This window comes from Nonomuraea rhodomycinica (genome assembly GCF_013363995.1).
GTDB lineage: Bacteria > Actinomycetota > Actinomycetes > Streptosporangiales > Streptosporangiaceae > Nonomuraea > Nonomuraea rhodomycinica.
The window spans coordinates 277895-291435 of sequence record NZ_JABWGO010000012.1; the positions used below are offsets into that span (position 1 = coordinate 277895).

Annotated in this window: 13 protein-coding genes; 9 read left to right on the forward strand and 4 right to left on the reverse strand. The window is 72.6% G+C overall.

Features of this window, described 5'->3' with window-relative positions:
- The first annotated feature begins 207 nt into the window (after nt 1-207).
- The 9 genes from HT134_RS36935 to HT134_RS36975 all read left to right on the forward strand — a co-directional run bounded on the left by HT134_RS36935 (nt 208) and on the right by HT134_RS36975 (nt 9322).
- Nucleotides 208-1080 (forward strand): shikimate dehydrogenase, encoded by an 873-nt coding sequence (locus HT134_RS36935; RefSeq protein ID WP_175605105.1) that lies wholly within the window; start codon nt 208-210, stop codon nt 1078-1080.
- Nucleotides 1081-1395: 315 nt separating this feature from the next.
- Nucleotides 1396-2079 carry a translation initiation factor IF-3 gene (gene infC / locus HT134_RS36940; RefSeq protein ID WP_312888710.1) on the forward strand — a complete coding sequence of 228 codons (684 nt, stop codon included), beginning with the start codon at nt 1396-1398 and terminating at the stop codon, nt 2077-2079.
- Nucleotides 2080-2202: 123 nt separating this feature from the next.
- Nucleotides 2203-2397, forward strand: coding sequence for a 50S ribosomal protein L35 (rpmI, locus tag HT134_RS36945; RefSeq protein WP_043622108.1), 195 nt, complete (start codon nt 2203-2205; stop codon nt 2395-2397).
- 24 nt (nt 2398-2421) lie between these two features.
- A complete protein-coding gene (rplT, locus tag HT134_RS36950) occupies nt 2422-2805 on the forward strand; it encodes a 50S ribosomal protein L20 (RefSeq protein ID WP_175605106.1) in 384 nt (127 codons plus the stop codon).
- Between the two features lie 178 nt (nt 2806-2983).
- The gene (locus tag HT134_RS36955; RefSeq protein WP_175605107.1) at nt 2984-3787 is read left to right on the forward strand and encodes a TrmH family RNA methyltransferase; all 804 of its coding nucleotides are present in this window, start codon (nt 2984-2986) and stop codon (nt 3785-3787) included.
- A 345-nt stretch (nt 3788-4132) separates the two neighbouring features.
- Nucleotides 4133-5215, forward strand: coding sequence for a sensor histidine kinase (locus HT134_RS36960; RefSeq protein ID WP_312888711.1), 1083 nt, complete (start codon nt 4133-4135; stop codon nt 5213-5215).
- 143 nt (nt 5216-5358) lie between these two features.
- A complete protein-coding gene (gene pheS / locus HT134_RS36965) occupies nt 5359-6399 on the forward strand; it encodes a phenylalanine--tRNA ligase subunit alpha (RefSeq protein ID WP_246366256.1) in 1041 nt (346 codons plus the stop codon).
- Nucleotides 6399-8954 carry a phenylalanine--tRNA ligase subunit beta gene (locus HT134_RS36970; protein WP_175605109.1) on the forward strand — a complete coding sequence of 852 codons (2556 nt, stop codon included), beginning with the start codon at nt 6399-6401 and terminating at the stop codon, nt 8952-8954. Before pheS ends, HT134_RS36970 begins: the two co-directional genes overlap by 1 nt.
- 134 nt (nt 8955-9088) lie before the next feature.
- Nucleotides 9089-9322, forward strand: a complete 234-nt coding sequence (locus HT134_RS36975; protein WP_175605110.1) for a hypothetical protein — start codon at nt 9089-9091, stop codon at nt 9320-9322.
- A 6-nt stretch (nt 9323-9328) separates the two neighbouring features.
- Here HT134_RS36975 and HT134_RS36980 read toward each other — a convergent pair whose 3' ends face one another.
- The 4 genes from HT134_RS36980 to HT134_RS36995 all read right to left on the reverse strand — a co-directional run bounded on the left by HT134_RS36980 (nt 9329) and on the right by HT134_RS36995 (nt 13460).
- On the reverse strand, nt 9329-10636 hold the full coding sequence (locus HT134_RS36980) for an MFS transporter (RefSeq protein WP_312888712.1): 1308 nt from the start codon (nt 10634-10636) through the stop codon (nt 9329-9331).
- A 148-nt stretch (nt 10637-10784) separates the two neighbouring features.
- Nucleotides 10785-11144, reverse strand: a complete 360-nt coding sequence (locus HT134_RS36985; protein ID WP_175605111.1) for a nuclear transport factor 2 family protein — start codon at nt 11142-11144, stop codon at nt 10785-10787.
- Nucleotides 11145-11188: 44 nt separating this feature from the next.
- Nucleotides 11189-11590 (reverse strand): hypothetical protein, encoded by a 402-nt coding sequence (locus HT134_RS36990; RefSeq protein ID WP_175605112.1) that lies wholly within the window; start codon nt 11588-11590, stop codon nt 11189-11191.
- 208 nt (nt 11591-11798) lie between these two features.
- The gene (locus HT134_RS36995) at nt 11799-13460 is read right to left on the reverse strand and encodes a class I adenylate-forming enzyme family protein (protein WP_175605113.1); all 1662 of its coding nucleotides are present in this window, start codon (nt 13458-13460) and stop codon (nt 11799-11801) included.
- Between the last annotated feature and the right edge of the window lie 81 nt (nt 13461-13541).

The following is a 13541-nucleotide window of genomic DNA, read 5'->3' on the forward strand; positions in this document are numbered from 1 at the left end:
CCGGAGGCCGCCGCTCGGGGATGACGACCGGCGAGGGCCGCCCGCACGCACGCGGGCGGCCCTCGCCGTGTCCGGGGGACGCGGTACGCCACTCGTCCGGCACGTCGGGGGCGGGAGCCCGGGGTGCGCGACGGCGCCACGCGGGACGCCTCCTCCCGGGGCGATAGGGTGCTCGCAGTTCGGTAAGGCGTGAAGGAGCAGGTGATCATGCGGGCCGCGGTGATGGGCTCACCGATCGCGCACTCGCTCTCGCCCTGCCTGCACCGGGCCGCGTACGCGGCGATGGGGCTGGCCGGGTGGAGCTACGAGGCGATCGAGTGCGACGAGGCGGCGCTGCCGGAGACCCTCCGGCGGCTGCGTCCGGTGCGCGGCGAGAACCCCGCCGCCCCCGACGGCGGTGACGCCTGGGCGGGCCTGTCGCTGACGATGCCGCTCAAGCGCGCGGTGCTGCCCCTGCTCGACACCGTCACCGAGCCCGTCACCGAGGTCGGCGGCGCGAACACCGTGGTGTTCCGCGACGGCGCGGCGCACGGCTACAACACCGACGTCCACGGCGTCCGGCAGGCGCTCACGGAGGCGGGGGTGCCCGCCCCGGGTTCGGCGACCGTGCTCGGCGGCGGCGCCACGGCCGCCTCGGCGCTCGCGGCGCTGCGCGGCCTCGGCCTGCGCTCCGCCACGCTGCTCGTACGCGACCCGGCCCGCGCGACGGAGACCACGGAGGCGGCCGAACGGCTCGGCGTGGCGCTGGCCGTGGAGACGTTCGACAAGCTCGACGCCGCTCTGGGGGTGGACCTGGTCGTCTCCACGCTGCCGGGCGGCGCGGCCGACGCCTACGCCGACGCCCTGGCCGGGGTGCCGGCGCTGTTCGACGTGGTCTACTCGCCCTGGCCGACCTGCGCCGCCTCGGCGGTGCGCGCGGCGGGCGGCACCGTCGTGGGCGGCTTCGCGATGCTGCTGCACCAGGCGGTACGCCAGGTGGAGCTGATGACCGGCCGCACGGACGTCCCGGTGGAGGAGATGCGCGCCGCCGGCGAGGCCGAGATCCTCAGACGGACCACGCGAACGGATCGACCAGCTTGACCTCGAGGCCGTCCTCGACCACGTCGCGGGTCACCGGGTGGCCGGTGGAGCAGGCGGCTCACCAGGCAGCACCCAGGTCGATCTCGTGGGGGAGGGCGGTGCCATGATCGCCCCTCATCTGGCGGGAGGGAACATTCGAGCTTGCCGCGCGGTTGTGGTAATGTAGCTCTCTGATCGGTCCGGCATGCCTTGCTGGACGCGCAAGCGGAGGTCTCCCTCCCACCCGGGTCGCCGAGAGGTGGCCGGGTAAAGGATCACGCCGGACTACTCCGGGGAGCTTGAAGGCCACGACGCCGAAGAGCTCAGTGGCCCCGCATGCGCGACGTGCGGGGCTTTTCGCGTTTCGCGGAAGCTCCCCGGCACGACGAGCACGTAGGGATCGCAAACCTAGGAGGCCCCATCAGCACTGAGCCCCGCATCAACGAGCGTATCCGAGTTCCCGAGGTCCGCCTCGTGGGCCCGAACGGCGAGCAGGTCGGCATCGTCTCCATTCACGATGCCCTCAAGCTCGCCCAGGAAGCCGACCTTGACCTCGTCGAGGTCGCGGCCACGGCTCGACCGCCCGTGTGCAAGCTCATGGACTACGGCAAGTTCAAGTACGAGTCCGCGATGAAGGCGCGCGAGGCGCGCAAGAACCAGGCGCACACGATCATCAAGGAGATCAAGCTCCGGCCGAAGATCGATCCGCACGACTACGAGACCAAGAAGGGTCACGTGGTGCGGTTCCTCAAGGCGGGGGACAAGGTCAAGGTGACGATCATGTTCCGTGGCCGTGAGCAGTCCCGGCCGGAGCTCGGCTTCCGGCTGCTGCAGCGGCTGGCCGAGGACGTCCAGGAGCTCGGCTTCGTGGAGTCCCAGCCCAAGCAGGACGGCCGTAACATGATCATGGTGATCGGTCCGCACAAGAAGAAGGCCGAGGCCAAGGCCGAGAAGGCGGCGGCCAAGGCGCAGCGTGGCGGCGATGCCACCGCAGAGGTTCCTTCCGAACAGGAAGCGTGACCCGCGGTAGGGGCTAGCCTTACAAGCACCCCGAGCAGCCACCAGCATGACGAAGACGCCGCGACCGGGTCGGCCAGCACCGGCCCGGCCACCGGCACGACCGAATTGAGGAGAGACGGCGACATGCCGAAGATGAAGACGCACAGTGGTGCGAAGAAGCGGTTCCGGCTCACCGGCACGGGCAAGATCAAGCGTCGCCGCGCCAACCGCGCGCACTACAACGAGTGGAAGTCGTCCACGCTGACGCGCCGTCTCAAGAACGAGGTCGTCCTTTCCGACGCCGATTCCAAGAAGATCAAGAAGCTGCTCGCCAAGTAGCGCGAACCCCCGGGGAGAAGAAACATGGCACGCGTGAAGCGGGCGCTCAACGCCAAGAAGAAGCGCAAGGTCGTCCTCGAGCGGGCGGCGGGTTACCGAGGCCAGCGGTCCAGGCTGTACCGCAAGGCCAAGGAGCAGATGCTCCACTCGATGACCTATGCCTACCGCGACCGTAAGGACCGCAAGGGCGCTTTCCGTCGTCTCTGGATCCAGCGCATCAACGCCGCTGCCCGCCAGAACGGCATGACCTACAACCGCCTGATCCAGGGGCTGCGCCTGGCGGGCGTCGAGGTCGACCGCAAGATCCTGGCTGACCTCGCGGTCAACGACAGTCAGACCTTCGCCACGCTCGTCGAGGCCGCCAAGAAGGCGCTGCCGGCGAACGTGAACGCTCCGGCCGCGAGCTGAGACATGTGAGGGAGCCCCACCTTGGGCTCCAGCCGAGGGCCCACCTCACGGTGGGCCCTTTGCCGTATGTAGGGCCATATGTACGGCGGCCACATGGCCGGGTCGTCAGGGGTACGGGCGCCGGACGCATGAACGAGCAGGCGGCGCGAGCAGCACAGTCAGGGGGAGCAGGGAGAGCATGGCGGGATCCGAGCTGACCAACGTCAAGTCGCCGCGCGTGAAGGCGGCCCGGCGGCTGACCAAGCGGGCCTTCCGCGAGCAGGACCGCAAGTTCCTGGCCGAGGGCCCCCAGGCGGTGCGCGAGGCGCTCAGGCTCGACGGCGTGACGGTGGAGCTGTTCGCCACGGCCGAGGCCGAGTCGCGCCACCCCGAGATCGTCGCCGAGGCCGTCGCGCAGGACGTCCCGGTCCACCGGGCCAGCGGCGAGGTCATGGCCGAGCTGTCCCAGACCGTCACCCCGCAGGGGCTGCTGGCGGTCTGCCGGCTGGTGCACGTGCCGCTGGAGGAGGCGCTGACCGGGCAGCCCAGGCTGGTGGCGATGCTCGCGCACGTGCGCGACCCCGGCAACGCCGGCACCGTCATGCGGGCCGCCGACGCCGCCGGCGCCGACTCGGTGATCCTCACCGACGCCTCCGTCGACCCGTACAACGGCAAGTGCGTGCGCGCGAGCGCCGGCAGCCTCTTCCACCTGCCGGTCGTGACCGGCGCCCCCGTGTCCGACGCCGTGCGCCGGCTCAAGGAGCGCGGCCTGCGGGTCCTCGCGGCCGACGGAGCGGGCAAGCACACCCTCGACGACGTGGACCTGTCCGGACCCACGGCGTGGATCTTCGGCAACGAGGCGTGGGGTCTGCCCGAGGAGATCCTCGCCCAGGCCGACGACGTGGTCCGGGTGCCGATCTACGGGCGGGCCGAGAGCCTCAACCTGGCGACCGCCGCCGCCGTCTGCCTGTACGCCTCCGCCCGCGCCCAGCGCGCCACCTGAGGCCCGCACCCAGCGCGCCACCTGAGGCCCGCGCCCAGCGCGCCACCTGAGGCCCGCACCCGGTGCGTCACCTGAGGCCCGCACCGAGCCGGCGGCCTGAGGACCGCCTCCGGCGCGTCACCTGAGGCCCGCCGCGATCACCACGTGAGCCGCCCGGCATGACTGGCCGGCCTGTCCCGTGAGGTCACACGTGTCCCTCACGTGACGGGGCGGGGACGGAAGGCCGACCTGTCGTGGGCGCTGGCATGAACCGGCCACCCCGCTGCCATACGCAGCCTCGCGGCGAGTCCCCTAGGCGCCGGGAAACCCGCTATTGTCGGCCTTGTAGGCGGAGGAGGCGAGGTCGTGCACGGAGCGGGCACCGGCGGTCAGGAGATCGTCCCCGCGTGCTCGATCGCCGTCGACGACCTCCCCGACGGCCTCATCGTGACCGACAGGTTCGGCCGCGTCCTCGCCGTCAACCGGGCCGCCGTCCGGCTCACCGGGGTGCCCGCCGCGCGGGCCGTGGGCAAGGACATCGACGAGGTGTTCCCGTTCCGCGACCACGACGGCCGTGAGTGGTGGAAGGCCCTCGACCCGCAGGGCGGCCTGCGCACCCGCACCCGCGTGCCCGAACGCCCGCTCCACCTGCCGGGCGGCCAGGAGCTGCACGTCGCGGCCCGGCTGGTGCGCGAACCCGCCCGCGGCGGCGACGTCGCCCGGGTGACGATCACGTTACGCGACGGCGGGGCCCGCGCCCGGCTGGAGCGCAGCCGCGCCGACCTGGTCTCCACGGTCGCCCACGAGCTGCGCTCGCCGCTGACCAGCGTCAAGGGCTTCACCGCGACGCTGCTGGCCAAGTGGACCCGCTTCACCGACGAGCAGAAGCGCGTCATGCTCGAGACCGTCAACAACGACGCCGACCGCGTGACCCGGCTCATCACCGAGCTGCTCGACGTCTCCCGCATCGAGTCCGGGCGCCTGGAGGTGCGCCGCCAGGTCGTGGACGTGCCCGCGCGGGCGCGCCGCGTCGTCGCCGGGCGGGTGGCGGCGGGCGAGCCCGAGGACCGCTTCCGCCTCGTCGTGGACGACGACCTGCCCGAGATGTGGCTCGACCAGGACAAGATCGACCAGATTCTCGGTAACCTGGTGGAGAACGCGGTGCGCCACGGCCGGGGCACCGTGACCATCGTCATCGAGTCCGTCGGATGGGGAGTGGCCGTGTCGGTGCGCGACCAGGGCGAGGGCATCGAGCCCGAGCTGGCTCCGCGCGTCTTCCGCCAGTTCTGGCGCGGCAACAGCCGCCGCCGCGGCGGCACCGGCCTCGGCCTGTTCATCGTCAAGGGCCTGGTCGAGGCGCACGGCGGCACGATCACCGTGCAGCGGGCGCCCGAAGGCGGCGCGGAGTTCCGATTTACCGTGCCCACCGGCACGCCCGACTTCGCCTGAAGCACTTCGCCGCGAAGCGCGAGTCGGCCGGTGGGCTTCCACCGTTAGACTCTTGACCGCTCAAGCCCTGAATACGGAGCTCACTCTTGTCTGACTACGACCCCGTCGAGGTGACACCGTTGCATGCCGACGAGGTGTCCCGCATGGAGGCCGAGGCCCTCGACGCCATCACGTCGGCCGGCAGTCTCGACGACCTCAAGCAGGCCCGCCTCGCGCACGCGGGCGACCGCTCGCCCATCGCCCTGGCCAACCGCGAGATCGGCGCCCTGCCGCCGGCCGCCCGCGCCGAGGCGGGCAAGCGCGTCGGCGCCGCCCGCAAGGCGATCGGCCAGGCCCTCGCCGCCCGCCAGGCCGAGCTGGAGGCCGAACGCGACGCGCGCGTCCTCGTCGAGGAGGCCGTCGACGTCACCCTCCCCTGGGACCGGCAGCCGCGCGGCGCCCGCCACCCGCTGACCACGATGCAGGAGCGCATCGCCGACACGTTCGTCGCGATGGGCTACGAGGTGGCCGAGGGGCCCGAGCTGGAGGGCGAGTGGTTCAACTTCGACGCCCTCAACATCGCCCAGGACCACCCGGCCCGCTCCGAGCACGACACGTTCTTCGTCGGCTCCGCCGGCTCCGGCATGGTGCTGCGCACCCAGACCTCGCCGGTGCAGATCCGCGCGCTGCTCCAGCGCGAGCTGCCCGTGTACGTGATCTCCCCGGGCAAGGTGTTCCGCACCGACGAGCTCGACGCCACCCACACCCCGGTCTTCCACCAGGTCGAGGGGCTGGCGATCGACGAGGGCCTGACGATGGCCCACCTCAAGGGCACGCTCGACCGCTTCGCCGAGGTCATGTTCGGCGAGGGCATCACGACCCGGTTCCGGCCCAACTACTTCCCCTTCACCGAGCCGTCGGCCGAGATGGACCTCAAGTGCTTCGTCTGCCGCGGCGCCTCGGCGGTGCCCGGCAACCCGCCCTGCCGCACCTGCAAGTCCGAGGGCTGGATCGAGTGGGGCGGCTGCGGCATGGTCAACCCGCGCGTGCTGGTCTCCTGCGGGGTGGACCCGGCGCGGTACTCGGGGTTCGCGTTCGGCATGGGCATCGAGCGGACGCTGATGTTCCGCCACAACGCCGAGGACATGCGCGACATGGTCGAGGGAGACGTGCGCTTCACGCTCCCGTTCGGAATGGAGATCTGATGAGGGTCCCGCTCTCCTGGCTGCGGGAGTATGTCGATCTTCCCGCCGTCACCGCGCACGAGGTGGCCGACCGGCTCACCGCCGCCGGCCTCAAGCTCGAGTCCATCACCTCCCACGGCCACGACGTCAAGAACGTCGTCGTCGGCGAGGTGCTGGAGATCGAGGAGCTGACCGGGTTCAAGAAGCCGATCCGGCACTGCAAGGTCGAGACGGGCGAGGCGACGCCCCGCGAGATCGTCTGCGGCGCCTCCAACTTCTCCGTCGGCGACCGGGTGCCGGTCGTGCTGCCGGGCGGCGTGCTGCCCGGCGGGTTCGAGGTCGGCGCCCGCAAGACGTACGGCCGCATGTCCGAGGGCATGATCTGCTCCGAGCGCGAGCTCGGCCTGGGCGAGGACCACGGCGGCATCATGGTGCTGCCCGCCGACACCCCGGTCGGCGCCGACGTGGTCGAGCTGCTCGGCCTGCGCGACGACGTCATCGAGCTGGAGATCACCCCCGACATCGGCTACGCGCTGTCGATCCGGGGCGTGGCCCGCGAGGCGGCGACCGCCTTCGGCGTGTCGTTCCGCGACCCCGCCGACGTCGAGCTGCCCGAGGCCGAGGGCACGGCCTGGCCCGCCTCGATCGGCGATCCGACCGCCTGCGACCGGTTCGTGCTGCGGGAGATCACCGGGTTCGACCCGGCCGCGCCGAGCCCGCTGTGGATGCGAGTCCGGCTGACGCGCGCCGGCATGCGGCCGGTGTCGCTGGCCGTCGACGTCACCAACTACGTCATGCTGGAGCTCGGCCAGCCGCTGCACGCCTTCGACCGGGCCAAGCTGACCGGTGAGATCGTCGTGCGCCGGGCGCGGCCCGGTGAGCGGCTGGAGACGCTCGACCACGTGGTCCGCGACCTCGACGCCGACGACATCCTCATCACCGACCAGGCCGGCCCGCTGTCGATGGCCGGCACGATGGGCGGTCTCGACAGCGAGATCTCCGACTCCACGACCGACATCGTCATCGAGGCGGCCCACTTCTCGGCCACCGGTATCTCGCGCGAGTCGCGCCGGCACAACCTGGTGTCGGAGGCGTCCAAGCGGTTCGAGCGCGGCGTCGACCGCGAGCTGCCGCTGCCCGCGTCGTGGCGGGCCGTGCAGCTCCTGGCCGAGCTGGGCGGCGGCACCCCGGGGCGCGGCGTCACCCACGCCGAGGCCGAGGCCGAGCCGCCCCGCATCGCGATCCCGGCCGGCTACCCCGGCACGGTGGCCGGTGTCCCGTACACCAAGGAGACCGTCGTCCGCCGGCTGGAGCAGATCGGCTGCGTCGTGACCGACGGCGACGACCCGGCCGTGCGCAAGGGCGCCGTCGACCCGACCGGCGTGGTCACCGGCGGCGAGCTGGCGGCCAAGCTGGCCGTGACCGGCCCCGACATGATCACGGTGACGCCGCCGTCCTGGCGGCCCGACCTGACCGACCCCAACGACCTGGCCGAAGAGGTCATCCGGCTGGAGGGCTACGAGCACCTGCCGTCGGTCCTGCCCAAGGCCCCCGCCGGGGCGGGGCTGACCGAGGAGCAGCGGCTGCGCAGGCGCGTCGGCCGGGCCCTGGCCGCCGCCGGGTACGTCGAGGTGCTGGCCTACCCGTTCATCGGCGAGGCCGACCTCGACCGCCTCCAGCTGCCCGCCGACGACGCCCGCCGCCGGGCGGCCCGGCTGGTCAACCCGCTGGCCGACGACGAGCCGCTGCTGCGCACGACGCTGCTGCCCGGCCTGCTCAAGACGCTGGCCCGCAACGTCGGGCGCAGCTTCACCGACGTGGCGCTGTTCGAGTCCGGCGCGGTCTACCGGCCGCGCGAGGACGCCCCCGCCGTGGCCCCGACGCCCGGCGTGGACCGCCGGCCGACCGAGGAGGAGCTGGCGGCCATCGAGGCCGCGCTGCCCGAGCAGCCGCGCCGCGTCGCGGTCGTGCTGGCCGGGGAGTTCGACCGGTCCGGATGGTGGGGCGGCGGCCGGCAGGAGTGCTGGGCCGACGCCGTGCAGGCCGCCCGGCTCGTCGCCGCGGAGGCCGGGGTCGAGCTGTCGGTGGTCGCCGACCAGCACGAGCCGTGGCACCCGGGCCGTTGCGCCGCCCTCTACGTGGGCGACACGCTCGTCGGCCACGCCGGTGAGCTGCACCCGCGCGTGATCGAGGCGTACGGCCTGCCGGCCCGCGCCTCGGCCATGGAGCTGGAGCTGTCGCGCCTGGAGGCGGTCCTGCCGGGTCCGGTGGACGCGCCGCGGGTGTCGGCCTACCCGGTGGCGACGCAGGACGTGGCGCTCATCGTGCCGGACTTCACGCCGGAGGCCGACGTGGCCGCGGCGCTGCGCGACGGCGCGGGCGAGCTGCTGGAGTCGATGCGGCTGTTCGACGTCTACACCGGCGAGCAGGTGGGGGAGGGGCACAAGTCGCTGGCGTACACGCTGCGCTTCCGCGCCCCCGACCGCACGCTGACGGTCGAGGAGACGACGGCGGCGCGTGACGCGGCGGTCGCGCTGGCGGCCGACCGTGTGGGGGCCCAGCTCCGCGGCGCCTGACGATCCCTGCGAAGGGCCCGGTACGGCGGTACCGGGCCCTTCGTCGTGCGCGTGCTCGGGCCGTGGGAAGGCCCCCTCGCGACCGACGACGACCGGGCTGTGATCGATCCAGATCTGCGGCACAATGCCATGTCATGAGGCAGTTGCTGGTGTTCGCCGAGCGGGAGGACGCCGAGGAGGTCGCGGAGACGCTGGGCGAGTGGTTCCCCGAGCTCGGCGTGCCCCGTGTCGTGCGCGAGACCCTGGCCGGGGAGGACGACGCCGAGGACGCGCAGTGGCTCGTCGTGGCCGAAGGGCTGGACACAGCACAATGGGAGCGGGTCGACGCCCTGGTGGAGGAGTACGACGGGTGGCGCGAGAGCGGGTGATCCCGCTCAGGCCGTGCCGGCCTCGGTGACCTGCCGCTCCTCGCGGCGCGCCTTCTCGGCCAATGCGTGCTCGTCCGTACGCGCGTCGTACCTCCGGAAGCCCGGCAGCGCCGCGGCGAGGCCCGCCACCGCGGCCACGCACAGCAGCCCGCCCGCGCCGAGCGAGAACCGGGCCCCGCCCCAGCCGGCCATCAGCCCGGCGCGCGCGTTGCCCAGCATCGGGCCGCTGGCGTACGAGAGCAGCTCGATGCCCGCCAGGCGCCCGCGCAGCTCGTCCGGGATGGTCTGGTTCCAGATCGTCATCCGGAAGATGCCGCTGATCATGTCGGCCGCGCCGGCCAGCGCCAGGCAGGCGAACACCAGCCACACGCTCGGAGCGACCGAGGCCAGCGCGACGGCCGCGCCCCACACGGCCGCCGCGACGATCACGCCGAGGCCCTGCCGGTGGACGCGGGAGGTCCAGCCTCCGGTGAGCGTGGCCACCAGGCCGCCCACGGCCCCCGCCGAGTAGAGCAGGCCGAGCGCCCGCGACGCGCCGAGCTGGTCGGCCAGGAACGGGAACAGCGCCGTGGACATGGCGAACACCATCGCCGCGATGTCCACGAGATAGGTGCCCATGAGGTCGCGCCGGCCGACGGCGTAGCGGACGCCCTCGACCAGGGAGCGCAGCGACGCCGGGGCGGCGTCCTCGGCGGGCGGGCGCGCGGTGGTGCGCCAGAGCAGCAGCAGCGACAGGACGAAGCTGAGGGTGTCGGCCGCGAACGCGGTGGCGGTGCCGAACGAGGTCACGAGCAGTCCGCCGAGGGCGGGTGCGACGATCGCGCCGACGTTCCAGCGCAGGCTCTGCAGGACGGCGGCGGCGGCGAGCTGGTCGTGCCGCACCACCCGCGGCGTCAGCGACTCCAGGCTGGGCCGCTGGATCGAGCCGATGCCCGTCGACAGCGCGCCCACCACGTACAGCACCCACACCTGCGGGTCGGGCAGCAGCGCGTTGACCGTGAGCATCGCCGAGGTCAGGGCGAGGCCCAGCTCGCTGAGCAGGATGACCTTGCGCCGGTCGAGGGCGTCGGCGATCGCGCCGCCCCACAGCCCGCACACCACCATGGGCACGAACTCCGCCAGGCTCACCAGCCCGACCGCGAGGGGGGAGCCGGTCAGCTCCTTCATCTGGTACGGCACCGCGACGACCGTGATGAACGTGCCGAACATGGTCACGACGCCGGAGGCGGTGAGCAGGCGGTAGTCGCGGGAGTCGCGCAGCGGCCCGAGGTCGGGCATCAGGCGGCGGAACAGGTCGAGGAGTCGTCGCGGCACGGGCGCTGATTGTCCTGGTTCGCGGGCACCGGGGCAAACGCTTTTCCTGGGGTTCGGGTGCGCACTCTCGCCGGGTGCGCCGGAACGCCGAGCGGCCCCCGGGATCGTTCCCGAGGGCCGCTCGGCGGAGGGGGAGGAAGGAAGGGGGTCAGGCGGCGGGGACCTTGTCGAGGAAGCCGAGCACCTGGGCGATCCTGCCGTCCTCGGCCAGCTGCACCACGTCGAACCCGATCGCCACCGGCTCGCCGCCCTCGGGCCCGAGGTGCCAGGTGAAGCGGGCGATGTCGTGGTGGGCGTCGAACACCTCGCCGGCGCTGAAGACGAGGCCGGGGAACATGCCCTGCGCCCCCGCGATCACCGCGGCGATCGCCTCGTGGCCCCGCACCTGGGCCAGCGGGTCGGTGTAGGCGCCGTCCTCGGTCCACAGCTCGGCGACGGCCTTGGCGCGGGCGGCGGCGTCGGTCTCGTTCCAGGCGGCGACGTAGCGCTCGACCAGCTCAGCGTTCATGATTTTTCAGCCTTTCGAGGGAAATTTAGGGATATGTGGGAGGGTCAGCGCGCCCGGCGCAGGCCCATGATCTGCAGTTCGGCGAAGACCGCCACCACGAGGGCCTGGGCGACGGTCCACACCAGGCCGAGCACCGTGAACTCGCCGGACTCGGCGACCGCGGCGACCAGGCTGGCGAGTGTCCAGGTGAGGTTCATGGCGATCACCGCCTTGGTGGCGGCGGCGTCGACGGTCCGCCGGGTCGCCAGCACCCCGACGGCCACGGCGTACACGAGGAGGAAGGCCCCGATCCCGCGCAGCAGCCCGGCGCCGGGCCCGAGCAGGTCGGCGAGGGGGCCCGCCGCGGCCAGGTAGGCCAGGCCGTTGACCCCGGTGACGGCCGCGTCCGCGGCCAGGACGAGGCGCAGGAACTTGGTCCGGTCGGTGGTGACGGTCACGGCGGTCATCGCTGGCTCCTTCTCGGTGTTCCGGTTCTGGTGTTCCGGTCTTGGTGTCGGTGTTCGGTGCCGACAACCGAAAAGGTGTCATCCGGGGTGGGAGACGCGCGATTACGCACCAGGTAATGCGGGCGGCTATCTCCCCGCCGACCTGCGGCTGAGCGAACGAAAAAAGGGCCGCCGGACGACGTCCGGCGGCCACGACTGGCGGCGAGGGCTACGGCCCCAGGATCTCCCGGCGCAGCCGGGTCTTGAGGATCTTGCCGCCCGGGTTGCGCGGCAGCTCGTCCTCGCGGAACCACACGTGGACCGGGATCTTGAACTTGGCGATCCGCCCGTCCAGGAATCCCCGCAGCTCGTCGGCGGTCAGGGCGGCGCCGGGCGCGAGGCGGACCACCGCGCCCACCTCCTCGCCCAGCTCGTCGTGCGGCACACCGATCACCGCGGCGTCGTCCACGGCGGGATGCTCGAACAGCGCGGCCTCGACCTCGGCGCAGTAGACGTTCTCGCCGCCCCGGATCACCATGTCCTTGGCCCGGTCGACGATGTAGACGAAGCCCTCCTCGTCGATCTTCGCCAGGTCGCCCGTGTGCAGCCAGCCGTTGACGAACGTCTCGGCCGTGGCCTGCGGCTTGTTCCAGTAGCCCATGATGACGTTCGGCCCGCGCACGCACAGCTCGCCCACCTCGCCGCGCGGCAGCTCCTCGCCGGCCGGGTCCACCACGCGCACGTCCACCACGGCCGAGGGCAGGCCGATGCTGTCGGGCCTCGCCAGGTAGTCGGGCCCGCCGTTGCCGATGGCCAGGGCGGTCGTCTCCGTCATGCCGTAGCCGTTGGAGGTGGCCCGCTGCGGGAGGTTGGCGGTGATGCGCTCCAGCAGCTTGGGCGGGGCGGGCGCGCCGCCGTAGCCGAGGGTGGTGAGCGAGGACAGGTCGTGCTGGGCGAAGTCCGGGTGCGACATGAGCTGCCAGGCGTTGGTCGGCACGCCGATCATGGTGGTGACGCGCTCGCGCTCGATGAGGCGCAGCGCCTGCCCGGCGTCCCACTTGTACATGAGCACCAGCCCGCCGCCGCTGAACATCGTCGTGGTCAGCGCCGAGAAGCAGCCCGTGACGTGGAAGAGCGGCACGGTCAGCAGGGTCACCCGCCGCTGGCCGGCGACCTCGGCGATGTCCTTGCCGGCCATGGCGACCGCCCGCATGAGCCCGTAGGCGACGGTCATGGGCGACTGGCCGAGGTTGCGGTGGCTGCCGAGCGCCCCCTTGGGGTGCCCGGTCGTGCCCGAGGTGTAGAAGATCGTGGCGGGGTCCTCGGGCGACAGCTCGACGTCAGGCAGGCGCACCTCGGGGCCGGGCTCGCCGACGAGCTCGGCGAACGCCCGCGCGCCGGGAGGCGCCTCGCCCCGGGCCACGATGAGCGGCAGGCCGGTCGAGGCCAGGCGGGCGGCCCGCTCGGCGTCGGCGATCAGCACCTTGGCGCCGGAGTCGGAGACGCCGTAGGCCAGCTCGGGCTCGGTCCACCACGCGTTCAGCGGCACGGCGACGGCGCCGGCGGCGAGCGCGGCCGAGAAGGCGACGACCCATTCGGGGTAGTTGCGCATGGCCACGGCCACCCGGTCGCCCTTGGCGACCCCGTAGTCCTCCACGAGCCGGGTGGCCAGTGCCGCCACCCGCCGGTAGTGCTCCTCGAAGGTGATGTGCTCGTCCTCGTAGACGAGGAACACCTTGTCGCCGTGGAAGCGGCTGATGTCGAGCAGGGCCCGGAAGTGGGTGGGCGCGTGCTTCCAGGTGCGCACCCCGGTGCGGCCGATCTCCTCCACCTCGAACAGCTGGCCGGGCCCGGTGAGCCGGGCTTCCACCTGGGCATGCGTGAGCGTCATGCGCAGACTCCCGCGATGAGACGGCTGATCCGGAAGCATCACAGTACCGACCGGTAGGTACGGTGCGCTAGAGCAACATTC

What these genes read in the sequence shown, in the direction of transcription:
- HT134_RS36955 (WP_175605107.1), top strand. Translation starts at nt 2,984, where the DNA reads ATGGCGGGATCCGAGCTGACCAACGTCAAGTCGCCGCGCGTGAAGGCG.
- HT134_RS36985 (WP_175605111.1), bottom strand. Translation starts at nt 11,144, where the DNA reads ATGAACGCTGAGCTGGTCGAGCGCTACGTCGCCGCCTGGAACGAGACC.
- rpmI (WP_043622108.1), top strand. Translation starts at nt 2,203, where the DNA reads ATGCCGAAGATGAAGACGCACAGTGGTGCGAAGAAGCGGTTCCGGCTC.
- rplT (WP_175605106.1), top strand. Translation starts at nt 2,422, where the DNA reads ATGGCACGCGTGAAGCGGGCGCTCAACGCCAAGAAGAAGCGCAAGGTC.
- HT134_RS36975 (WP_175605110.1), top strand. Translation starts at nt 9,089, where the DNA reads ATGAGGCAGTTGCTGGTGTTCGCCGAGCGGGAGGACGCCGAGGAGGTC.
- HT134_RS36995 (WP_175605113.1), bottom strand. Translation starts at nt 13,460, where the DNA reads ATGACGCTCACGCATGCCCAGGTGGAAGCCCGGCTCACCGGGCCCGGC.
- HT134_RS36935 (WP_175605105.1), top strand. Translation starts at nt 208, where the DNA reads ATGCGGGCCGCGGTGATGGGCTCACCGATCGCGCACTCGCTCTCGCCC.
- HT134_RS36990 (WP_175605112.1), bottom strand. Translation starts at nt 11,590, where the DNA reads ATGACCGCCGTGACCGTCACCACCGACCGGACCAAGTTCCTGCGCCTC.
- HT134_RS36970 (WP_175605109.1), top strand. Translation starts at nt 6,399, where the DNA reads ATGAGGGTCCCGCTCTCCTGGCTGCGGGAGTATGTCGATCTTCCCGCC.
- infC (WP_312888710.1), top strand. Translation starts at nt 1,396, where the DNA reads ATGCGCGACGTGCGGGGCTTTTCGCGTTTCGCGGAAGCTCCCCGGCAC.
- pheS (WP_246366256.1), top strand. Translation starts at nt 5,359, where the DNA reads ATGGAGGCCGAGGCCCTCGACGCCATCACGTCGGCCGGCAGTCTCGAC.